The 21,310-nt window shown below is 67.4% G+C and carries 20 protein-coding genes; 10 read left to right on the top strand and 10 right to left on the bottom strand.

Annotated elements, in window-relative coordinates:
* The first annotated feature begins 222 nt into the window (after positions 1–222).
* The 3 genes from moaA to mobA all read left to right on the top strand — a co-directional run bounded on the left by moaA (position 223) and on the right by mobA (position 3,178).
* On the top strand, positions 223–1,230 hold the full coding sequence (gene moaA / locus D472_RS0110005) for a GTP 3',8-cyclase MoaA (protein ID WP_017604344.1): 1,008 nt from the start codon (positions 223–225) through the stop codon (positions 1,228–1,230).
* A 132-nt stretch (positions 1,231–1,362) separates the two neighbouring features.
* Positions 1,363–2,550, top strand: a complete 1,188-nt coding sequence (locus D472_RS0110000) for an RtcB family protein (RefSeq protein WP_017604343.1) — start codon at positions 1,363–1,365, stop codon at positions 2,548–2,550.
* A 31-nt stretch (positions 2,551–2,581) separates the two neighbouring features.
* Complete coding sequence (mobA, locus tag D472_RS0109995) at positions 2,582–3,178, top strand: molybdenum cofactor guanylyltransferase (protein ID WP_017604342.1); 597 nt, start codon at positions 2,582–2,584, stop codon at positions 3,176–3,178.
* Between the two features lie 40 nt (positions 3,179–3,218).
* Here mobA and D472_RS27530 read toward each other — a convergent pair whose 3' ends face one another.
* Positions 3,219–3,416, bottom strand: coding sequence for a hypothetical protein (locus D472_RS27530; protein ID WP_086003778.1), 198 nt, complete (start codon positions 3,414–3,416; stop codon positions 3,219–3,221).
* Between the two features lie 562 nt (positions 3,417–3,978).
* On the opposite strand from D472_RS27530, the gene D472_RS0109985 reads away from it, so the two are divergent.
* A complete protein-coding gene (locus D472_RS0109985; RefSeq protein ID WP_017604340.1) occupies positions 3,979–4,188 on the top strand; it encodes a dodecin in 210 nt (69 codons plus the stop codon).
* 167 nt (positions 4,189–4,355) lie between these two features.
* On the opposite strand, the gene D472_RS0109980 is transcribed toward D472_RS0109985, so the two are convergent.
* From D472_RS0109980 to D472_RS0109970, 3 genes are all read right to left on the bottom strand, one after another.
* Positions 4,356–5,177, bottom strand: coding sequence for a hypothetical protein (locus tag D472_RS0109980; RefSeq protein ID WP_017604339.1), 822 nt, complete (start codon positions 5,175–5,177; stop codon positions 4,356–4,358).
* Between the two features lie 197 nt (positions 5,178–5,374).
* Positions 5,375–6,106, bottom strand: coding sequence for a hypothetical protein (locus D472_RS0109975; protein WP_017604338.1), 732 nt, complete (start codon positions 6,104–6,106; stop codon positions 5,375–5,377).
* 320 nt (positions 6,107–6,426) lie between these two features.
* Complete coding sequence (locus tag D472_RS0109970; RefSeq protein ID WP_026117545.1) at positions 6,427–7,971, bottom strand: LCP family protein; 1,545 nt, start codon at positions 7,969–7,971, stop codon at positions 6,427–6,429.
* Between the two features lie 470 nt (positions 7,972–8,441).
* On the opposite strand from D472_RS0109970, the gene D472_RS0109965 reads away from it, so the two are divergent.
* The 3 genes from D472_RS0109965 (at position 8,442) to D472_RS0109955 (ending at position 11,372) form a co-directional block, all read left to right on the top strand.
* The gene (locus tag D472_RS0109965; protein ID WP_026117544.1) at positions 8,442–9,350 is read left to right on the top strand and encodes an Lrp/AsnC family transcriptional regulator; all 909 of its coding nucleotides are present in this window, start codon (positions 8,442–8,444) and stop codon (positions 9,348–9,350) included.
* Between the two features lie 136 nt (positions 9,351–9,486).
* Positions 9,487–10,392: a dihydropteroate synthase gene (gene folP, locus D472_RS0109960; RefSeq protein WP_193373447.1), complete on the top strand. Its 906-nt coding sequence runs from the start codon at positions 9,487–9,489 to the stop codon at positions 10,390–10,392.
* A gap of 218 nt (positions 10,393–10,610) precedes the next feature.
* Positions 10,611–11,372, top strand: coding sequence for an RraA family protein (locus D472_RS0109955; protein WP_017604335.1), 762 nt, complete (start codon positions 10,611–10,613; stop codon positions 11,370–11,372).
* Positions 11,373–11,490: 118 nt separating this feature from the next.
* Here the strand turns inward: D472_RS0109955 and D472_RS0109950 are convergent, their stop codons facing one another.
* Positions 11,491–12,192 carry a FadR/GntR family transcriptional regulator gene (locus D472_RS0109950; protein ID WP_017604334.1) on the bottom strand — a complete coding sequence of 234 codons (702 nt, stop codon included), beginning with the start codon at positions 12,190–12,192 and terminating at the stop codon, positions 11,491–11,493.
* 168 nt (positions 12,193–12,360) lie between these two features.
* Between D472_RS0109950 and D472_RS0109945 the strand changes: the two genes are divergently transcribed.
* Complete coding sequence (locus D472_RS0109945; RefSeq protein ID WP_026117543.1) at positions 12,361–13,626, top strand: CynX/NimT family MFS transporter; 1,266 nt, start codon at positions 12,361–12,363, stop codon at positions 13,624–13,626.
* A 65-nt stretch (positions 13,627–13,691) separates the two neighbouring features.
* Here the strand turns inward: D472_RS0109945 and D472_RS0109940 are convergent, their stop codons facing one another.
* The 3 genes from D472_RS0109940 to aceA all read right to left on the bottom strand — a co-directional run bounded on the left by D472_RS0109940 (position 13,692) and on the right by aceA (position 16,660).
* Positions 13,692–14,534 (bottom strand): CPBP family intramembrane glutamic endopeptidase, encoded by an 843-nt coding sequence (locus D472_RS0109940; RefSeq protein ID WP_017604332.1) that lies wholly within the window; start codon positions 14,532–14,534, stop codon positions 13,692–13,694.
* Between the two features lie 161 nt (positions 14,535–14,695).
* Complete coding sequence (locus tag D472_RS0109935; protein WP_017604331.1) at positions 14,696–14,899, bottom strand: hypothetical protein; 204 nt, start codon at positions 14,897–14,899, stop codon at positions 14,696–14,698.
* A gap of 462 nt (positions 14,900–15,361) precedes the next feature.
* The gene (gene aceA, locus D472_RS0109930) at positions 15,362–16,660 is read right to left on the bottom strand and encodes an isocitrate lyase (protein WP_017604330.1); all 1,299 of its coding nucleotides are present in this window, start codon (positions 16,658–16,660) and stop codon (positions 15,362–15,364) included.
* Between the two features lie 218 nt (positions 16,661–16,878).
* On the opposite strand from aceA, the gene D472_RS0109925 reads away from it, so the two are divergent.
* Positions 16,879–18,318: a helix-turn-helix domain-containing protein gene (locus D472_RS0109925; RefSeq protein WP_026117542.1), complete on the top strand. Its 1,440-nt coding sequence runs from the start codon at positions 16,879–16,881 to the stop codon at positions 18,316–18,318.
* A gap of 70 nt (positions 18,319–18,388) precedes the next feature.
* Here the strand turns inward: D472_RS0109925 and D472_RS0109920 are convergent, their stop codons facing one another.
* The gene (locus D472_RS0109920; protein ID WP_017604328.1) at positions 18,389–19,543 is read right to left on the bottom strand and encodes an alpha-hydroxy-acid oxidizing protein; all 1,155 of its coding nucleotides are present in this window, start codon (positions 19,541–19,543) and stop codon (positions 18,389–18,391) included.
* Positions 19,544–19,607: 64 nt separating this feature from the next.
* Positions 19,608–20,255, bottom strand: coding sequence for a TetR/AcrR family transcriptional regulator (locus D472_RS0109915; protein ID WP_017604327.1), 648 nt, complete (start codon positions 20,253–20,255; stop codon positions 19,608–19,610).
* 297 nt (positions 20,256–20,552) lie between these two features.
* On the opposite strand from D472_RS0109915, the gene D472_RS0109910 reads away from it, so the two are divergent.
* Positions 20,553–21,310: acyl-CoA dehydrogenase family protein (locus D472_RS0109910; protein ID WP_017604326.1), on the top strand; the 758-nt coding region annotated here is incomplete at its 3' end.

The raw sequence follows: 21,310 nt of genomic DNA, 5'->3' as shown, positions 1-21,310 counted from the left end.
GGAGGGCCCACAACGTTCGGGCAACGATTCTCGGCCTTTCCTGGGGGAAGGCCCACGAACGGGTGCGGTTTCTCGTGGTCACCGACGAAATAGTGCAAAAGGTGTGATGCAGGCTACTCATCGTGAAAGAGGATCTTCTACGCTTGTTACTGGGTATCCCTCGGGTGGGCGCAAAGGGGCGCACTGCCTGCTCGGCGATTCAGACTGGAGAGGGTGACACCCGTGCTGTCCGATTCCTATGGACGCGTGGCCACGGACCTGAGGGTCTCGCTCACCGACCGCTGTAACCTCAGATGCACCTACTGCATGCCGCCTGAGGGCCTGGAATGGTTGCCCAAGCCGGAACTGCTCACCGACGACGAGCTCCTCCGCCTGATCCGTATCGGAACCACCCGCCTCGGTATCGACGAGGTCCGCTTCACCGGTGGCGAGCCGCTCCTTCGCCGTGGTCTGCCCGGTATCGTCGCCGGAGCCACCGAGAACACCCCTCGACCCCGAACCGCCCTGACCACCAACGGCATCGGACTCGCCCGGATGGCCCCGGCCCTGGCCGAAGCGGGACTGGACCGCGTCAACGTCTCCCTGGACACCCTCGACCCCGTCGTGTTCGAAAAGCTCGCGCGGCGACGCCGCTTGGACGACGTCCTCGAAGGCATGGCCGCCGCCGCGTCCGCCGGCCTGACCCCGGTCAAGGTCAACGCGGTCCTCATGCGCGACGTCAACGACCACGAGGCCACCGACCTGCTGCGCTTTTGCGTCGACCACGGCTACGAACTGCGCTTCATCGAACAGATGCCCTTGGACGCCCAGCACGGCTGGCGTCGGGACACCATGATCACCGCCGACGAGATCCTCAAGCGGCTGGAGGCCGACTTCGACCTCGAACCCGCCGACGCCGACACTCGCGGCAGCGCCCCCGCCGAGCTGTTCCGAGTCCAAGGGGCGCGGTTCCCCAACGGCGAGCCCGCCACCGTCGGCGTCATCGGATCGGTGACCCGGCCCTTCTGCGGTGCTTGCGATCGGGTCCGCCTGACCGCCGATGGCCAGATCCGCAACTGCCTCTTCGCCCGTGAGGAGTCCGATCTGCGCACGCCCCTGCGCGAAGGTGCCACCGATGAGGAGCTCGCCGAGCGGTGGAAGGCCGCCGTGGCGAGCAAGCTCCCCGGCCACGGCATCAACGACCCCAGTTTCCTGCAACCGGCCCGCCCCATGTCCGCGATCGGCGGCTGAGCGGGTCCGAACCCATCCCCTGCCAGGACCCGGCACCGTCAAAACCCGTTGCCACCTTCCTCCCGTTCTGGCTTGATCGAGAGGGGGCATCGCATGGGTGCCCCAGGGCCGACACGAAAGGGAGGTGGCCCCATGTCCCACACCGAGATCCCCGGTGAGCGCGTGCCGATCCGTATGTGGGCCGACCCGGACCAGGTCGAGCCCGCCGCCATGGAGCAACTGCGCAACGTCACCCGTATGCCCTGGACCCACGGTCTGGCGGTCATGCCCGACGTCCACTATGGCAAGGGAGCCACGGTGGGTTCGGTGATCGCCATGCGCGACGCCGTCAGCCCCGCCGCGGTCGGTGTCGACATCGGTTGCGGGATGACCGCGGTGCGTACCGGGCTGAACGCCGAGCACCTGCCCGACGACCTGCGGCCCCTGCGCTCGGCCTTGGAGGCGACCATCCCGGTCGGCTTCCACGCCCACGACGAGCCGGTGGACCCCGCCCGCGTTCCCCGGCTGCGCAGCTTTGGATGGGACACCTTCTGGGCCGGTTTCGACGACCTGGCCGAGGCCGTCCACCCCCGCCAGGAGCGGGCTCGTCGTCAGATGGGCACCCTGGGCGGTGGTAACCACTTCCTGGAGGTGTGTCTGGACGACGACGGGACGGTGTGGCTCGTCCTGCACTCGGGGTCGCGCAACATCGGTAAGGAACTCGCCGACCACCACATATCGCGGGCACAGGCACTGCCGCACAACCAGGACCTGCCCGACCGGGACTTGGCGGTGTTCCTGTCCGGTACCCCGGAGATGGAGGCCTACCGGCGCGACCTGTTCTGGGCCCAAGAGTACGCTCGCCGCAACCGCGACGTCATGATGGGCCTGGCCTACCGGGTCCTGGCCGATCAGGTCTTTGGCGCCACCTTCGAGCAGTGGATCTCCTGTCATCACAACTACGTGGCCGAGGAGACCTACGACGGGGTGGACGTACTCGTGACCCGCAAGGGGGCCATCCGCGCCGGTTCGGGTGAATACGGCATCATTCCTGGCAGCATGGCCACGGGTACCTACATCGTCAAGGGTTTGGGCAACCCGGCCTCGTTCAACTCCGCTTCCCACGGCGCCGGGCGCCGGATGAGCCGCAACAAGGCACGCAAGACCTTCACCGAGGCCGATCTGGCCGAACAGACCAGGGGCGTGGAGTGCCGCAAGGACCGTGGGGTGGTGGACGAGATCCCCGCGGCCTACAAGGACCTGGAGTCGGTGATCGCGGCACAGACCGACCTGGTCCAAGTGGTCGCGCACCTGCGCCAGATCGTGTGCGTCAAGGGCTGAGTCCCACTCGAAGATGCGGCATCGTGGGGGTGTGAGCGAACATCTGGAGGCAGTGGTCCTGGCCGGGGGAGCGGCGAGCCGTATGGGCGGGGCCGACAAACCCGGTCTGACCATCGCTGGACGTACCCTGTTGGAACACGTCGTGGCCGCCGTGCGCGACCACGCTCCCCACGCCCACGTCACCGTCGTCGGCCCACGACGGAGGCGGCCCCGCGCCCACTACGTCCGGGAAGACCCCCCGGGCGGCGGGCCGGTCCCCGCCTTGCGCACCGGACTGGCCCGGGTGCGTGCCCCCTGGTTCGTGTTGCTCGCCGCGGACCTGCCCTATCTGCGTGCACACCATTTGGTGGCACTCGAAGCGGCTGTTGGGAACGACGGGAGCAGGCAAGCGAGCGGGGCCGTGTCGGTGGACACCTCCGGACGACCCCAGTGGCTCACCGGTCTTTGGCACACCGTCACCGTGCGCGCGGCCCTGGCCGAGTACTCGGGGCGTTCACTCCACAAGTTGCTGCGGCCACTCGACCCCGTCCACGTAGCGCTCGGAACCGGGTCCGGGAACTTCGACGTGGACACCCCCGAGGACTTGGACCGTGCGCGTGCCGCTCTGGAGGATCCGACCGGGGGCTGACCGAGGGGCTGGGCGAGTCTCGTCGAGGCCGGCGGAGACTTCAGCCCTCGAACCGGTCCATGGGCACGGTCTCGCGGAGGAATCCGCGCATGTCCAGGAAGTTCGCCAGGTATTCCCGGTGCTCACCGCAGGCCACCCAGACCTTGCGACGCTCGGGAGTGTGCAGCTTGGGATTGTTCCACACCAGAGCCCACTCGGCGGCCGCGCGGCAGCCCCTTCGTGAGCAGTGCGCGTCCATCGTGGTCTCGCCCAAGATCGGCCCCCAGCGGGAAGAGTGGATGTCATGGTCAATCCCCGGCCATGGGCGGGCATACGACCCGACCGGGGAACGCAAAGACGACGCCGGGTGGTTACGGGGGCAAACCACCCGGCGTCGCACACGATGTTCCGACGGGGGCTCGAAACATCGCTCCGCGCTTCGACGGGGGACCGAAGCGCTAAAACCCAATGTACACCGCAGCCCCCCGGTATACGTCAAGAGTCAGTTACGACGTTGTCTCGGGAGAGTCCCACCGGGGAGGGTCTTAAGTCCCAGCTCAGGACTAATCCGACATCTCGGAAGCCCTATCACCACGGCGATCACGTCTCTTCTCTCACGCATCGCTGGTCAATCGCACCCCAATCAGGACCAAAGTACTCAGAAGACGTCGGCAATGGTCGTGGATCGGCCTTTTGTGGGTCAGGCAATGGATACGCAGGCGATCTGAGGGCCCACGTGTGATTCGGGGGGATCGTGGGGACGCAGTGAACGGGGGCCGCGTTCGCGCGGCCCGCACAACCGTCTACGCAGGGGGTCACACATGACCGATCACACCTATCGCGTCACCGAGATCGTCGGCACCTCACCGGACGGGGTCGATCAGGCGATCCGCAACGGTATTCAACGGGCCTCGTCCACGCTTCGGGAACTCGACTGGTTCGAGGTCACTCAAATCCGTGGGCACATCGAGGAGGGGCGGGTCGCCCACTTCCAGGTGGGGCTCAAGGTCGGCTTCCGTCTGGAGGACTGAGCCGCCCGTTCCCATGATCGGGCCGAATCCTGCTTGGAGAACGACATGGTGGTCGCAACCTCCCCGAAGTCGGGGTGTTGCGACCACCGCTGGTGTCGCGACGGGGTGAGCCTCGGCTGAGAGGGCACCAAAGGTTCGGACCCCTTCCCGCCCGCGTTCGGGGTGTGTCAGGCGTCGGGGTCCGAGCCGCGCAGCACGTCCACGTGGACGTGGTCCAGGTGGCGCAGGATCTCGTTGTCGGGGTCGGCGTCGTAGTGGCGCCAGCCCATCGACGGGTAGGTGGTGCTCCAGATCTTGTCGTCGAAGATGATCACGTCGATCTGGTAGTCCGGCGCGTGGGCGATCAGCCAGTGCGCCAAGAGCCAGCCCTGGCGTCGGTTGTCCTCGTTGACCGGCCGGTAGAAGACATCCAGCGCGCGACCCTCGTAGTGCGCCGAGCCCTCGCCATGCCCGGAGTCGTATCCGCCCGGCACGTATCCGCCGATACTGGTCTCGGCGAAGTCGTTCTCGATGCCGGCCTTGAGCTTCTCGGTGCGCGGGGTCATCCCGGAGGGCCGCTCTTGCTCGAACTCGACCTTCTCCCCGGAGTAGCGGCAGGTCAGGGAGGGACCTGCGTCGTCCTCGGGGCCTTGGGTGAGGGCTCGCATGACCTCGTCGGAGATGTCGTCCACCTCGGGAGGGTCGATGGGGGCGTCATCGCCCTGGCCGAGCACGGCCGCGGCGGTGGCGGCTCGCTTGGCCTGGTCCCGGTCGAGGCGGACCTGTTCTTCACCGGTCCAGACGGAACAGTCCGGGCCCCACGGGGCCGAGACCGGGAAGATCTCCTCTTGGTGGTGGACGACCCACCTGGTGCCCAGGATGGCGATCATGGCCAGGATCACCAGGATCGCGGTCGACAGAATGACCCCGTACCAGCGGGGGTCGGGGGTGGGCCATCGATGGCCGGGGATGGCCGGCCATCGACGGCCCCATACGGTGGATCTGTGCATGGACTTTTCCGTCCCTCCAGGCCGGGAGGGACGGCCTCGCTCGCCGTCCCTCCCCGGGCGCACGTGTCTTACGGCTCCCTCAAAGGTGCTTCGTTTATGAGACATAAAGGACTTATGACTCATTCCCGACTGTGGCCGAGATCAAAGGGATCCGTGTTCCGATCCGCGAGACCGGGACACGGGTGCCGCGGATCCGGTCACAGCACCGACCACAGGACGAAGACTCCGCCCAGGACCAGGGTCAGGGCCCAGACCCGGTCCATGGTGACCCCCTTCCACCGCAGGACGTGCACCCCGAGGAAGTCGTAGGCGATCAATGCCGCCACCCCCGCGGCGGCGAACATCGCCAGAGTGTGCACCCCGGTGGCCGCCAACCCCAGTAAGGTGGCGTCCCACAGGTCCCAGGTGCCCTCGATCGCTTCAGTACCTCCCGACGCCCCGCTCCGGTCACTCGCCACCCCCGGATCCACCGGGGCCGCGCCGGCCGTTCCGTGCTCCACATGGTCACCGCCATCCACGTGGGCGTGCGAGACCTGGCCAGCCAGGACCGGCATCAGCATCAGGCCCGCCCCGTGCGCCGAGGCCATCAGGAAGGACCAGGCGCCGAGCTGCCACAGAGGCAAACGCACCTCGCGCCAATGGAAGTGCCGACGGGACAACAGCATCACCAGCCCCACGAGCACGATCACCCCGCCGGCCAGCACGGGAAAGAGCACCGAGGCGGTGATCGATCCGGTCACCGTGATCGCCACCGCGGCCACCGCGACACTGCCGGCGTGCCCCAGCGCGATCACCGGCAACGACTTGAGCAACTGGGCCCGGCCGCCCTCCTGGAGGCCGCGGCCGACGGCCAGCAACCATCCCATGCCGGGGTGGAGTCCGTGGAAGGCGCCGAGTGCGACGAGGGTCCAAAGCTGTGCGGGGGTCACGGCGCCAGCGTCACATGTAGGGGGGCGCCCCGCAATGGTCGGGGATGGTTCGGCCGTCTCCGGTCATCGAGCCCTGGAGGGTTTGGACCATCGGTCCGGGGGGGGAGAGGTCGATTCCCGTCACCCTCGGGAGCGCGGCGCCTCACCGTTCGAGGGTCGGATCCTGTTCGGTGAATCATGGAGCACCGTTCGGGCGCCGAAGGTTCTGTCTTGTCTTTCGGCGCCCGAACACGTGCCGAGGGACTCTGGCGGCCCTCAAGCCGTGCTGTGAGAACGGTGGTGGGTGGAGCGGCAGAAGCGGAAGCGCTGAAAAACCCTGTCTAGGGGCAGATCGTGTCGAGGTCGGTGGCCTCCGAACCGACCTGGCGGCCCGGGTCGGCCGGGGAGGGCTCGTCCAGACCGGTGTACTCCTGCCACTCGGTCCGCTCTTCCTCGGTCCAGTCCTCGGACCCCTCCTCACCGTCCTCCTCGGTGCCGTCGACCGCTTGGGGGGAGGACTCCTCCACGGGCGTGTCCTCCTCGCTTCCACCGGAGATGGCTTCCTCGACCAGCGTCCTGACCTCGTCCCAGTCCGGGTTACCGGTGTTGACCTGGGGCGGTGAGAGCTGAAGGGCGCTCATGGAACCCTCGTCGGTGACCAGGTCGGCCAGTTCGATGAAGGCGGGCACCTTGGATTGGGGGATGTCGGTGCTCAGGGTCCGCTTGGTCGCCCCCGCCAAGCGCCGGTAGCTGGTGAGCACCGTGGTCGGTTCGACCTGCTCGGCCACGTACTTGATCAGACACCCCTGACGGCCCATTCGTCCGTAGTCATCGGTGCCGACCCGGGAACGCCCGTACCAGAGTGCGTCGTGCCCGTTCAGGCGCCGTAGACCCGGCTCCAAGACCCCGCCGTGCACCCCGTAGGGAATGGGTTCGGTGATGCGCACCTGCACTCCGCCGACCGCGTCGATGAGGTCGCGAAAACCCATCATGTCGACCATCGCGTAGTACTCGATGTCCAGGTCGAGGTTGTGCCCGAGCACCTTCTTGAGGGTATCGGCGCCGGGGTCGGAGGCCGCTGGATCGAACGCCAACTCCTCGGGCTCTTCGGCGATGGTCTGATAGAGGTCGTTGAGCAGCAGATCGAAGCCGTAGGGCTCGGGGTAGCGTTCCGCCAACGTGCTGTTCTCGGGGAAACGAATGTTCTCCAGGTTGCGCGGCAGCCCCACCAGGAGCGTGTCTCCGGTGTGCGTGTCCACGCTCGCCACCATCATCGTGTCGGTGCGCGCCCCATAACGGTTGTCGCCCGAGTCCGCGCCGATCAACAGCACGTTGATTCGATCGGCCCCGTACCAGGGGTCGGTGGCGTCGTGCGGGGGCAGGTCCTCGCGTTCGGGAGAGCCGAACACCGCCCCCAACGTCTCGTAGGCGGTGTACCCGGCGTGCAGGGCCCACCCCGAGGGCACGGCCACGGTCAGACACAGCACCAACACGGTCAGGGCGCCGACCACGCGCCGCCCCAGGCCCGCCCCTTCCGGTCGGGTGATGACCCAGGAGTGCACGATCACGCTCATCCACAGCACCGCGACCACGAACACCGCGCCCATCGCGCCCAGCAGCCACACGTCCTGCACGGCCATCCCGGCCAGGATCGTGATACCGCCCGATTCGTGCGCGCCGATCCGCAGCGCCCACAGGACCAAGGCCGCGATACCGAGCAGGTAGCAGGTCAGCAGGGCCGTGCCCGCCAGGCGGTGTCCCATACGCAGGTGAGCGGCCCCGGGAAGGGGTACCGAGAGTGCGGTCCACAGCAGAGCCCCACCCGTACCCGGGCGCTTGCTCCGGCGCGTTCGCGCCTCGTCCCGCTGCTCGTCCTGCGTTGCCACCGACGATTCCTCTCACACCGTGAGACGGTTGGTCCGCCCCGTCTTGTGTTGTATGCCCCACTGCATCCCGATAGCGACCACTTTTTGCAGATCTTCCCTTGTGTGGTTGCACGTCCGAGAGCGGCCCACTGGTTCCCGATCACCGAGGCCGGAGTCGGAGGCGCGGGGGGTTTCATGATCCCGGCTGCCCCTGTGGGGCCTCGCACGGGGTCGCCAAATCAGTGTGGCGCTTTGTGGGGGTTGTGTGCACTGAGTGCCGCATTCGAAGGATGTTCTATACAAGTCTGTTACGTGGCCGAGAGGCTGCCGTTGAGGCATTGGAACGCGCCATCGAACCAATCAAAGGGGTGAATCAGCCGATTTCTTTCGCGATCAGTAGTGAACGAGCGTCACAGCTGCGATGATCTGGCTCGGAGGAGGGGGCGTCGTCCGGGGGAAGGGCGGCGCCATGGGAACGAAAGGCAGACATCGTGCTCGATGCGGTTGACGCCGCGCTCATGCGTGCGTTGCAGGGGGATGGCAGAGCGACCTTCCAAGCATTGGCCGACGGAGTAGGTCTGTCCCGGACCGCGGTGCGCGCCAGAGTGCGTCAGCTCGTGCAATCGGGGGCGATCAGGATCGTCGGTGTGCTGCACGCCGGCGTGGTGGGCATGGAGGTCCTCGGGCAGGTCTTCTTTCGGGTCACGGGGCCGGTCACCTCGATCTTGGAAGAACTGGAGGAACGCGAGGCGGTGACCTTCGCGGCGCAGACGGCGGGGCGCTTCCCGGTCATGGCGCAGGTACGCGTGGCCGATGACGCCGCGCTCACCAAGGAGCTCGCCCGGCTACGCTCGTTGCCGGGCGTGGACGGGGCCGAGGTCTTCCGGGCCAACGCCGTGTACAAGGACGCGCACAGCAGCGTGCGTGAGCTACGCGAGGTCGAGCTGGACGCGCTGGACTGGCGGTTGGTCCGCAGACTACTCAAGGACGGCCGGGCTTCATACGCCGACCTGGCACGTCAGGTAGGGCTGTCCCAGGCGGCAGCCCGTTCTCGGGTGGTACGCCTGCTCGACTCCGGAGTGGTGCACGTGACCGCCCTGGTGGAACCCTCGGTGGTGGGCGCCAACGAACGACTCGGGTTCGGCCTGCGTTGTCGTGGGGACGCCGACGCGTTGGGCACCGCCCTGGCCAACATGTCGAGGGTCTCCTTCCTGGCCAGTGGGTTCGGCCGCTACGACGTGGTCGGTACGCTCACCGCGCCCGACCACCGCCGGCTGGTGGAGACGTTGGAGACCATTAGGGGCACCGCCGGGATCGCGTACGTGGAGACCTGGGAACACCTGCGAATCCGCAAGGAACGTCGAAGCGGTGAACGCTCCGAGGTTCGGCTGTCCGCCTGAGGCGGGTCCTCGTGGTCGTGGTCCGGGGGCGGCTCAGGACGACCCTGAGTCGCCCCGGGGTCTTTCCGGTCGCTTCGGGCGGGCGGCACCGCGCTCCCGAGTGGCACCCCGTGAACGCGTACCCCAAGATGGGGCCATGGTGACAGGGGGGCCGGCGGTGCCGGAGGGAACAGCGGAGTCGGGATCGGGACGATCGCAGGCGGGGCCACCGCAAACGGGGGTACTGCGACTGCGCGACCACACCTACGCGGGGCTTCGGTACGCGGTGATGGGGGTGATCAACCGAACCCCCGACTCTTTCTACGACCGGGGTTCCACCTATGCCTTGGACGCCGCGCTGACCTCCGCCGACCACGCCGTGGCGGCCGGCGTGGACATCATCGACGTCGGCGGGGTCAAGGCCGGGTACGGCGCGCACGTGGACGAGGACGAGGAGATTCGGCGCACGCTGCCGTTCGTGCGCGAGCTGCGTGTACGCCATCCCGACGTGGTGATCTCGGTGGACACCTGGCGGGCCGGGGTGGGGCGCGCCTGCGCCGAGGCGGGTGTGGACATGATCAACGACACCTGGGCCGGCGCGGACCCGGACCTGGCCCGGGTGGCCGCCGAGTACGGCACCGGCCTGGTGTGCAGCCACAGTGGTGGTCTGGCCCCGCGTACCGACCCCCACCGGGTGCGCTACGACGACGTGATGGCGGACGTGATCACGGGGGTGTGCGCGCTGGCCGAACGCGCGGTCTCCCTCGGGGTGCGTCCCGACGCGGTGATGATCGACCCCACGCACGACTTCGGTAAGAACACCTACCACTCGCTGGAGCTCACCCGCAGGCTCGGGGAGTTGGCCGCCACCGGGTGGCCGGTCCTGGTGGCGGTCTCCAACAAGGACTTCGTGGGGGAGACCCTGGGCGTGGGGCTGACCGAGCGTGGTGAGGGAACGTTGGCCACCTTGGCGGTCTCGGCCAGGGAAGGCGCCCGGGTCTTTCGGGTACACGACGTGGCCGCTGCTCGGGCGGCGCTGGACTCGGTCACCGCGATCGGCTGAAGCGTTCGGTGTACCCACGCGTGATCACGTCAGGTGAGAAGTCGTTCACGCGCCCGATGAATGTGTAACCATCGGTAGCATTTTCCTGTGTTTCGGGCCCACATGTCTTGCGTCACGCTTAAGTTACCGGTGAGTATAGGAAGGGTCGATCCGAATCGACCGCACCGGGCGCGGGTGTAATGGAGGCTGACGTGGCGCTTGCGAGGACGTTGACGGCTGTGGGAACGGTGGCACTGGCCCGAAACGGGGGCCGGCCGTTCGGGTCGCACCTCTTCTCCGTCTGGCCGGGGGCCACGCTCGCCGCCACCGCGTTTCCGGTCCGCTGCGCGCCGGGCGACAACCTCGCTCTGCACGTGGCCATCGCCCAGGCCCCTCCGGGATCGGCCCTGGTCGTGGACGTGTCCGGGGAATCGGAGTACGGCTATGTGGACGAGATCCTCGCCGTGGCCGCGCGCACACGGGACATCGCCGGGATCGTGCTGGACGGCTGCGTTCGCGACGTCGCCGCCATCGCCTACTCCGAACTCCCGGTCTTCGGCGCGGGTGTCTCGGTCCGCGAGGTCGGCCAGGACGCCGGTGGTTCGGTGGGCCGACCCATCGGTATGAACGCCCTCGGGCCGGCTCCGTTGTCGGTGCGGCGCGGGGATTGGATCGTCGCGGACGACGACGGGGTGGTCTGCCTGCCACGCGGGCAGGTGAGTGCGATCATCGCCGAAACGATGAGCAGTATCTCCCGAGAACGCGAGATCATCGACGCAGTCAGCGCGGGAGCGAGCACCTTGGACCTGTTGGGCCTGGATCCCTCCCGGGTCACCGGCTGGGAAGGGCCCTTTGAGGGTGAGGCGACCGACATCGCCGCACCTCGAGGCCGGCCCCGCTCACTCGGCCCACGCCGTGAGCCCAGGAGCGGGGAACACCCTTCCATGCGGCCGCGCCGAGGTTCGCGCTCGGCGTTCACCGATGTCTACGGCGGCGACTGAACACCCATGACCTGGGCCTCGGAGCGTCCTTCCACTCCAAGGGGTCGCTCCGAGGCCTGGCGCGTACGTGCCAGGAACGCTGTCATCCCTTGGTGGGCGCTGCTTCTCCCACGCCGTGCTACTCCTCGGTGAGGGAGAGCAGTTCGTCGATGTAACAGGTGGCCTCACGGGCGGCCCGGACCGGATCGGCCTCACGGATGGCCTCGGTCAGGCCGGTGTGGTCGATCCCTTCGGTGCTCGTGGAGGGCTGATCGGTCGCTTCGTCGCTCTGTTCGTAGGCGGTGTGCGCGATGCTCGCGTAGACCACCTGGGCGATGTCGTCGTAGAGGTCGACGAGCAGGGTGTTGTGGGTGGCGTTGACGACCGCACGGTGGAAACTGAAGTCCGCCTCCACGAACGCGCCCATGTCCTGAGCACGCCAGGCCTCCTCGCGAAGAGCCATGGCACGGTCGATGCCGGCCATGTCCTCCTCGCTATGACGCAGGGCGGCCAAACGCGCGGCCTCGACCTCCAGTGCGCGGCGCACCTCCAGGTTCTCCCGAAGGCGCGAGCGTTCCAAGCGCCGCCGTAGGGCGCCGCCGAGTTCGCTGGAGGCGCGTACGAAGGTTCCCGCGCCCTGACGGATCTCCAACAGACCCGCGTGGGCCAGGGCTCGGACGGCCTCGCGGACGGTGTTACGGCCGACCTCGAGCTGTTCGGATAGTTCCGACTCGGTGGGGATGCGATCTCCCACGCCCCATTCACCTGAGTCGATCTGGGCTCGTAGCTGACTGATGACCTGGTCGACGAGACCGGTCCGGCGTGTCGAGGCGAGGGGCACGCTTTTACCTCCTAGGGGCGGGTCGCCGGATGACAGGGCCAGCGCACAGGTAGGGATCGGTTAAGGAGGGAGCCTAGACCAGTTGGGCGATGGAATCGGCGGTGGAGGGCAATGCGTTATCCTCATGAAGTACATGGGGTCATCCTACGATTATGTGAGTCGTCTTACATGAGCGCCGTTCCTGTCCGAAATCCATCCTCGCGGAACACCTCCCCGACCCGGCCCGGAACCTCCTCCCGAACCCCTCGTAAGGCACTTCTGCTGGTGGCCGTCGCCATCGCCCTGGCCGCCCTCAACCTGCGCACCGCCATCACCAGTGTCGGCCCCGTCCTCGACGAGGTCACCCATGGTCTGGGTATGACGGCGGTGGGCGCCGGGGTGCTCACGACCCTGCCCGTTCTGTGCTTCGCGCTCTTTGGCGGTCTGACTCCGCTCCTCGCTCGCCGGCTGGGCTCGCACCACCTGCTCGTCTACGCCCTGACGGCGCTCACCATCGGCCTGACCCTCCGTGCCCTGGCCCCCGAACCCGTGCTGTTCCTTACCTTGAGCGCTGTGGCACTGTCCGGTGGCGCGATCGGTAATGTCATCCTCCCCGCTTTGGTGAAGCAGCACTTCCCCCACCGGGTGGGTCTGATGACCACCGTCTACACCACCGGTCTGGCCCTGGGCACCGCCATCGCCGCGGCCGCCACCGTCCCCATGGAACAGGCCACCGGTCAGTGGCGCCTCGCGATCGGCGTCTACGCCCTGTTCGGCCTGGCCGCCGTTCTGCCCTGGCTCTTGGCCCTGCGCCACGAACCCACCTCCAACGGTGAGGGCCCGGCCCTGGGTGTGCGTCGCGTACTCTCCACCGGTCTGGGATGGCAGGGAGTGCTGTACTTCGGCACCCAGTCCACCATCGCCTACATCATGTTCGGCTGGTTCGCCCAGATGCTCCGCGACCAGGGTATGGACGCCCAGTCCGCCGGAGTGATGCTGGCCTACCTCACCGCGTTGGGCATCCCGATGTCGCTGGTACTGCCCGCCCTCATCGTCCGCGTACGCGACCAGAGGCCCTTCGTCGTGCTGTTCGTGCTCTCCTACACGATCGGGTTCCTCGGGCTGTGGTCCTCCCCGCTGGCGGGCACCTGGGTGTGGACCACCTTCATCGGTGTGGGGATGGGCAGTTTCGTCCTTGCCCTGACCATCTTCGCCGTGCGCACCCGCACCGCCGAGGGCACCGCCGCCATGTCCGCGTCCAGCCAGAGCCTGGGCTACCTACTGGGCGGGGTCGGCCCCTTCCTCTTCGGGCTGCTGCACGAACTCACCGGTGGCTGGCACGCACCTTTGGCCATGGTGATGGGCATCGTGGCCCTCAACCTCGTCGTCGGCCTACTGGTGGGACGTCCCCGCTATCTGGAGGACGCCATCGCCGAGCAAGACGCCCGCGCCTGAGCCGTGCCACCGGTCGATTCGCCGTCGGTCGCTCCCGGGAGGGGAGCGCTGGACTCAGGGGCGGGTCAGACCGGGAGCCAGTCCAGTCGGCCGATCAGGTACACCGACCCCACGAACGCCACGACGTCGATCACCGTGTGCGCCACCACCAAAGGCATCACCCGGCCGTAACGCAGGTAGAACCAGCCGAACACCAGCCCCATCACCAGGTTGCCGAAGAACATCCCCACGCCCTGGTACAGGTGGTAAAAGGCCCGCAGCACCGAACTGGCCAGCACCGCCTTCCACGGTGACCAACCCAGCTGACCGAGCCGATGCAGCAGGTAACCGACCACGATCACCTCCTCCAGCACCCCGTTCTTGAGGGCCTGTAGGACCAAGACGGTCATATCCCACCAGTGCCCCTCCAGGGTGCTGGGCACGATGGTGCGGGTCAGCCCCAGCTGCCACGACACCACGTACACCACCAGGCCGCCGGCACCGATCAGCCCGGCCAGGAGCAATCCGCTCCCGGTGTCGAACCAGGGCCTGCGCCCGTCGAAACCCACGGTGCGAGCCGACTCCCCGGTGCGGTGCAGCAGGTAGATCACCAGAGCGACCGGGGCCAAGGCGAAGACCACCGCGTACAGCTGGAAGGAGAGGTCGAGCCAAGGCCGGTTCTCGGCGCGTGAACGGATCAGGCTCGCGGTCTGGTCGGCCATCGACTCGGGCGCGGTGAGCACACCGAGGAAGGAGATGGTCGCCGAGATCGCGGCGGCGCCCAGGGACAGGGCGAGCACGCACAGGATCTCCCAGCGCAGCAGGGAACGGTTCGGAAGCAGGTTCGGGATCGAGGCGATGGTGGGTGCGGCGGGGAGCGGGGAAGAGGGGGCGTGCTCGCTCGGGCTCTGGTGGGTTCTGTCGGTCACGAATCGAATCTACCCGTGGGCCCGGACCGCTGACCTGCCCCGAGGGGACGGAGACGGGCGGTCGATGGGGAGGATGCTCAAGGGGGACCCATGGGGAGGGCGGGCGGGAGGGTGCCGAGCCCGGCACCCTCCCACCCGCCCCGGAGCTGGGGAAGCAGGGGTTACTCGTCGCCCTCTTCGCCCATGCCGTCGTCGAGACCGTCGCCTGGGACGCCCTCTTCGCCTTCGAGTTCGACACCCGGGTCCTGGGTGCCGGTGTCCTCACAGGCGGCGACACCGAACACGGCGACGGCCGCGATCGCACTTGTGGCCAGGACACGGCGGGTCGTGGTGAGCATCTCCTTGCTGATGTCCTCGAGCTTCAAGATGGCTCCAAGTGATCGGGGATATGTGCTGCGGGTCCACCCGACGCGGCGACGATGGGCCCTTCGTCGGCAACGATCGTAAGGATGACGCGAGCCGGGCGTTATTTTTTCGTGACCCATGCGAGGCCCACCATAGGGGTGTTCTCGCCTTGAGAACAAGGGGAAACCGTCGAGTCGCCGGCCGTAACCGGCCGGCGAAAGCTGTTTGAGCACGGTGAGCGGGGAACGGAAGCGTGGTTCTGAGGGCGGGGTGTGCGGGGCAAGGCCTCGAAGTGAAGTTTTGAGGAAGTTCTCGTGCCGAGCCGGCCCCTAGGTCGCGACGCGAAAAAGAGCATGAAGAAGCCGCCGGCCATGCGCGTGTGACACGGAACGCGCATGGCCGGCGGCTAGGGGGGAGGCCGTTCCGCCCCGCCCCAGCCACGAAAGCGGGGAGGAACGGCCTCTAGGGAATGAAGACCAGGGTCAGTGAGCCGCTGAGAACTGGTCTTCCTCGGTGGAACCGGTGAGAGCCGTGGTGCTGGCCTCGGGAGAGATGGTCGTGCTGATGGCGTCGAAGTAGCCGGTGCCGACCTCACGCTGGTGGCGGGTCGCGGTGTAGCCGTTGGCCTCGGCCGCGAACTCGGCCTCCTGCAGCTCGACGTACGAGGTCATCCCGTTCTGGGCGTAGCCCTTGGCCAGGTTGAACATCGAGTAGTTGAGCGAGTGGAAGCCGGCCAGGGTGATGAACTGGAACTTGTAGCCCATGTGGCCCAGCTCGCGCTGGAACTTCGCGATGGTCGCGTCGTCCAGGTGACGCTTCCAGTTGAAGGAGGGCGAGCAGTTGTAGGCCAGCATCTGGTCCGGGTACTTCGCCTTGATGCGCTCGGCGAAGTCGCGGGCGACCTCCAGGTCCGGGGTCGCGGTCTCCATCCAGAGCAGGTCGGAGTGCGGCGCGTAGGCCAGACCACGGGCGACGCAGGCGTCGACGCCGTTGCGGAAGCGGTAGAAGCCCTCGGCGGTGCGCTCACCGGTGATGTAGGGCTGGTCGCGCTCGTCGATGTCGCTGGTGATCAGGGTCGCGGCCTGGGCGTCGGTCCGCGCGATGACCAGGGACGGGACGCCGGCGACGTCCGCGGCGAGGCGGGCGGCGTTCAGGGTCTTGACGTGCTGACCGGTCGGGATGAGGACCTTGCCACCCAGGTGACCGCACTTCTTCTCGGAGGCCAGCTGGTCCTCCCAGTGGACGCCCGCGGCGCCGGCGGCGATCATGCCCTTCATCAGCTCGTAGGCGTTGAGGGTGCCACCGAAGCCGGCCTCGGCGTCGGCCACGATCGGGGCGAGCCACTCGGGGGCGCTGTCGTCACCCTCGGACCAGGTGATCTGGTCGGCGCGCAGGAGCGCGTTGTTGATGCGGCGGACGACGGCCGGGACCGAGTTGGCCGGGTAGAGGCTCTGGTCCGGGTAGGTGTGGCCACCGAGGTTGGCGTCGGCCGCGACCTGCCAACCGGAGAGGTAGATGGCCTTCAGACCGGCGCGGACCTGCTGAACGGCTTGGTTGCCGGTCAGGGCGCCGAGGCTGTTGACGTAGTCCTCGGTGTGGAGCAGGTCCCAGAGGCGCTCGGCGCCACGACGGGCCAGGGTGTGCTCTTCGGTGACGGAGCCGCGCAGCTTGACCACGTCGTCGGCGGAGTAGGTCCGCTCGATGCCCGCCCACCGGGCGTTGGTCTCCCAGTCGCGCTGGAGCGCGGCGCTGGCTTCCTGACGACGAGCGCTGGTGCTCATGTTCGTTCCCGCCTTCGTGTAGTCCCCAAGGTGTTCATACCGGTCGAGAGAGGTCCTTCCAGGGCCAGGGGCTGAGCCCTGGAGCGGTAAGTTCCCCGCCGGTAACTATGATTCTTAGGCAAGATCCAAGACTTTTCCACTCGAAATCTGGTGAAGATCGTGGATTCTTTCCGTATCATGAAGCCATGGCGTACTTTGGTGCTGAAGAAATACCGTCTTTGACAGGTGACCTAGATCTCGTCACCTTTGGTCAGAGGCTCCGTCATCTCCGCCGCGCGCGCGGGATGACCCTTTCTGACCTGGGGGAACGCGTTGGCCGTGCGCCCTCGCAGCTCTCTCTGCTGGAGAACGGAAAACGTGAACCCAAACTCTCCCTCCTCACGTCCTTGGCCTCGGCCCTCGGGGTCTCGATCGAAGAACTTCTGTCGAAGCAGCCTCCGAGTCGGCGGGCACAGCTGGAGATCTCCCTGGAGGAGGCCCAGCGTGACTCCCTGTACCAGGGCCTCAACCTCCCGCACCTGAAGATCGGCAAGCGGGTGCCCAACGACGTCCTCGAACACATCGTCGGCCTCTACGACGAACTCAAGCGGCGCAACGCCAAGCCCACCGCCACCCCGGAGGAGGCCCGGCGAGCCAACGCGGACCTACGGCGACAGATGCGCGAGCGCGGCAACTACTTCGAGCACATCGAACGGGCCGCCGCCCAGACCCTGGAAGCGGTCAACTACACCGCGGGCCCCCTCTCCCAGGGGCAGATCCTCGCGATCGCCACCCACCACGGGTTCTCCTTGAAGTACGTGCAGGACCTGCCGCGTTCGGTGCGCTCCCTCACCGACCACGTCAACCGGCGCATCTACCTCAAGCGCGAGACCACCCTCGGTATGCACAGCCCGCGCACGATCCTCCTGCAGACCCTTGGACACGTGATCCTCGGGCACGAACAGCCCAAGGACTTCGGTGACTTCCTGCGCCAGCGTGTGGAGGCCAACTACTTCGCGGCTGCCGTACTCATCCCCGAATCCACCGCCGTCACCTACCTCCAGGAGGCCAAGAACGCTCGCGACCTCTCGGTGGAGGACCTGCGCGACGTCTACTCCGTCTCCTACGAGATGGCGGCGCACCGATTCACCAACCTCGCCCATCGCCACCTGGACCTGGTCTGCCACTTCATCCGAAACGACGAGACCGGCATCATCTACAAGGCCTACGAGAACGACGGGCTGATCTTTCCCACCGACGACACCGGCGCCATCGAGGGTCAACGTATGTGCCGCCAGTGGTCGGGACGTCAGGTCTTCCAGTCCCCGGACCGGTACTCGATCTACTACCAGTACACCGACAAGCCCAACGGCACCCACTGGTGCGTGGCGCACGTCGACCCCAGTCGTGAGCGCAACTTCGCGATCACCCTGGGCGTGCCCTACAAGGAGTCGCGTTGGTTCCGCGGGCGTGAGACCACCAACCGCACCAAGTCCAACTGCCCCACCGGTGAGTGCTGCGTGCGTCCGCCCGCCGAGCTCGCCGGTCGATGGGAGGGCAACGTGTGGCCCTCGGCCCGCGCGCACTCGCACGTGCTCTCGGCGTTGCCCTCGGGCACCTTCCCGGGCGTGGACGAACACGACGTCTACACCTTCCTGGAAAAGCACAGCGCGCAGTGACCCACTGGCACCGAAGGGCGCCCTCGGGGCCGGCACACCGGCCGGCCCCTCCCTCATGTGCCGGATGGGGTCAGATCCGAAGTTCCTTGAGTGCCGCCGGGGTAAGGTCGGCCAAGGAGGGATAGCCGTTCACGGCCATCAACAGGTCGGCCTCGGCCAACGTCGACCGCAGTACGTGTACGAGGCCGTCCACGCCGCCCAGCGCCAACCCGTACACGTACGGGCGCCCCAGGGCCACCGTCGTCGCGCCCAAGGCCAGTGCCTTGACCACGTCCGATCCTGAGCGCACACCGGAGTCGAAGATAATCGGCAGATCCGTGGCGGAGGCCACGTCGGGCAGGCACTCCAGCGCGGGAAGGCCGCCGTTGGCCTGGCGGCCTCCGTGGTTGGACACGTAGATCGCGTCCACGCCGCCGTCCGCCGCGCGGCGCGCGTCGTCGGGGTGGCAGATGCCCTTGACGATCAACGGTAGGTCCGTCAAGGAACGCAACCACGCCAGGTCGTTCCAGGTCAGTGGGTTACCGAAGATGCCCGCCCAGTGTGCGACCACCGCGTCGGGGGCGGCGTTCTCACCGACCCGTTTCCGAAAGACCGGGTCACAGGTGTAGTTGGCCAGGCAGTGGCCGCGTAGTTGCGGGAAGTTCGAGGTGGTCAGGTCGCGAGGGCGCCAGCCGGTGATCCAGGTGTCCAGGGTGACCACGATCCCCTTGAAGCCGGCGGCTTCGGCCCTCCTGACCAGGCTCTCGGCTAGTTCCCGGTCGGTGGGCGTGTAGAGCTGGAAGAAACCGGGGGTCTGGCCCAGGCGCGCGGCCACGTCCTCCAGGGGGTCCTGGGACAGGGTGGAGACGATCATCGGGACACCCGTCTTGGCGGAGGCCTCCGCCGTGGCCAGATCGCCGTGGCGATCCTGCGAGCACAGACCCACCACGCCCACCGGCGCCATCATCAAGGGTGAGGGCAGCTCGATACCGCACAGGTTCACGGAGGTGTCGCGTTCGGCCGCGCCCACGAACATGCGCGGGTACAGACCCCAGCGTTGGAAGGCCGTGGCGTTGGCGTCCTGGGTGTGCTCGTCGCCTGCGCCACCGGCCACGTACGACCAGATCCAGGAGGGGAGGGTCTGCTCCGCGCGGCGCTCCAGTTCGGCGAAGGTCATGGGGTGGGAGGGAACGACACCGGTCAGGCCGTTCAGGTAGATCTCCAGCTGGTAGTCGCCGTAACTCATGGGGACGCCTCCGGGGCGAGGGGAAGGGTGTGACCGGCATCCTGCAAGTTGACACACACGTGTGTCAAGATCTACGTGATCCGATCACCGGCATGAACACACCGGCGATGTCCCGTGAAAGTTCCTCCCGGGTCCTGGAACGGTCGCTCAGCACCCAGTCGATGACCAACTCGTTGGCGGCCCCCACCAGGGCCAGGGCCTGCTTGTCGAATGGCAGGTCCACCACCGTGCCCTCCCGAGCCGAGCGCCGGTACTCCCGTGCGAACAGCTCCGCGATCCGGTGGCACACACTCCTTCGACGCTCTTCCATGTCCGCGCTGACGCCCACGCTCTCCACCGAGATCACCCGAGGACGGCGCGGGTCGCTCAGGCAAAAGTCCAGGTAGGCGTCGAGTGCCGCCATCACGCGATCCTCCAGACAAGAGGCGGGGGGAGGATCGCTCACCGCCGTGGAGAGACGGTGGAAGGCGTCCTCGACGAGGTCGTCGTAGACCGCGCGCAGGGCGGCTTCTCGGTCGGCGAAGTGTTCGTAGAAGTAGCGGTTGGTCAGACCGGCTTCTCGGCAGACGCGACCGACGGTGGCCGCGCGAAAGCCCTCGGTGCCGAAGACCTCCAGGCCCGCCTGAAGAAGTCGGCGGCGGCGAGCCTCCTGGCGTTCACGGGGAGGCATTCCCCGCCAAGGGCGCACGAGTTCGACGCGTGGTTCACTCATGGGCCCCACGCTAGATCGTCGATGATGGTACTTCCCCTTTCCCGCCGTGGATCGAGGTCGGCCGTGGAGACCAACCCCCGTCGAGGGCCGACCGGAGGCCAAGGGTGGCCTTGGCCGGGTGGGGCGGACGATGACCGCTCGGGTGCTCGGTGGAACGGGTCGTTCGCTCGAGCGCGTCTTCACGGAAATGCCTTCTTTCCCGCCCGGTCCTCCTTGTCCGCGCACACCGAAAGCTGTTACCGTTGGTAACACGCAAGCCCTCCCCTCCCTTGTAGAGCCCAAGAAGGATGTGCGCCGATGAGTCAGGCCACCGCACCCGGCTTCAGCCTCGAGCTCCCCGAAGAGATCCGTGACGTCCGGGACTGGGCCCACGGGTTCGCCAAGGACGTCATCCGTCCCGCCGGCGCCGAGTGGGACGAGCGCGAGGAGACCCCCTGGCCGATCATCCAGGAGGCCGCCAAGATCGGCCTGTACTCCCTGGACTTCTTCGCCAATCAGTGGCTGGAACCCAGCGGTCTCGGTATCCCCGTCGCCTTCGAGGAGCTCTATTGGGGGGACCCCGGTATCGCCCTTTCCATCACCGGCACCGGTCTGGCCGCGGTCTCGGTCGCCTCCAACGGCACCCAGGAGCAACTCTTCGAGTGGGTCCCGCAGATGTTCGGTACCCCCGACGACGTCAAGCTCGGTGCCTTCTGTTCTTCTGAGCCCAACGCCGGCTCCGACGTCTCGGCCATCAAGACCCGCGCCGTCTACGACCAGGCCAAGGACGAGTGGGTCCTCAACGGCGTCAAGACCTGGGCCACCAACGGCGGCATCGCCGACGTCCACGTCATCGTGGCCTCGGTCGAGCCCGAACTCGGCTCGCGCGGGCAGGCCTCCTTCATCATCCCCCCGAACACCCCGGGCCTGTCCCAGGGCCAAAAGTTCCAAAAGCACGGCATCCGCGCCTCGCACACCGCCGAGGTCGTCCTGGACGACGTGCGCGTGCCCGGCTCCTGCCTGCTGGGCGGCAAGGACAGGCTCGACGAACGCCTCGCCCGCGCCAAGGAGGGCAA

Origin of the sequence: Nocardiopsis alkaliphila YIM 80379 (assembly GCF_000341005.1) — a bacterium.
Lineage (GTDB): Bacteria > Actinomycetota > Actinomycetes > Streptosporangiales > Streptosporangiaceae > Nocardiopsis > Nocardiopsis alkaliphila.
The sequence above is the reverse complement of the archived record's forward strand: the minus strand, read 5'-3'. Positions and strand labels throughout refer to the sequence as shown.

Excerpts from the sequence above, each read along its gene's own strand:
- D472_RS0110000 (WP_017604343.1), top strand. The coding sequence starts at position 1,363 with ATGTCCCACACCGAGATCCCCGGTGAGCGCGTGCCGATCCGTATGTGG.
- D472_RS27530 (WP_086003778.1), bottom strand. The coding sequence starts at position 3,416 with ATGGACGCGCACTGCTCACGAAGGGGCTGCCGCGCGGCCGCCGAGTGG.
- D472_RS0109915 (WP_017604327.1), bottom strand. The coding sequence starts at position 20,255 with ATGAGTGAACCACGCGTCGAACTCGTGCGCCCTTGGCGGGGAATGCCT.
- aceA (WP_017604330.1), bottom strand. The coding sequence starts at position 16,660 with ATGAGCACCAGCGCTCGTCGTCAGGAAGCCAGCGCCGCGCTCCAGCGC.
- D472_RS0109985 (WP_017604340.1), top strand. The coding sequence starts at position 3,979 with ATGACCGATCACACCTATCGCGTCACCGAGATCGTCGGCACCTCACCG.
- D472_RS0109945 (WP_026117543.1), top strand. The coding sequence starts at position 12,361 with ATGAGCGCCGTTCCTGTCCGAAATCCATCCTCGCGGAACACCTCCCCG.
- folP (WP_193373447.1), top strand. The coding sequence starts at position 9,487 with ATGGTGACAGGGGGGCCGGCGGTGCCGGAGGGAACAGCGGAGTCGGGA.
- D472_RS0109980 (WP_017604339.1), bottom strand. The coding sequence starts at position 5,177 with ATGCACAGATCCACCGTATGGGGCCGTCGATGGCCGGCCATCCCCGGC.
- D472_RS0109920 (WP_017604328.1), bottom strand. The coding sequence starts at position 19,543 with ATGAGTTACGGCGACTACCAGCTGGAGATCTACCTGAACGGCCTGACC.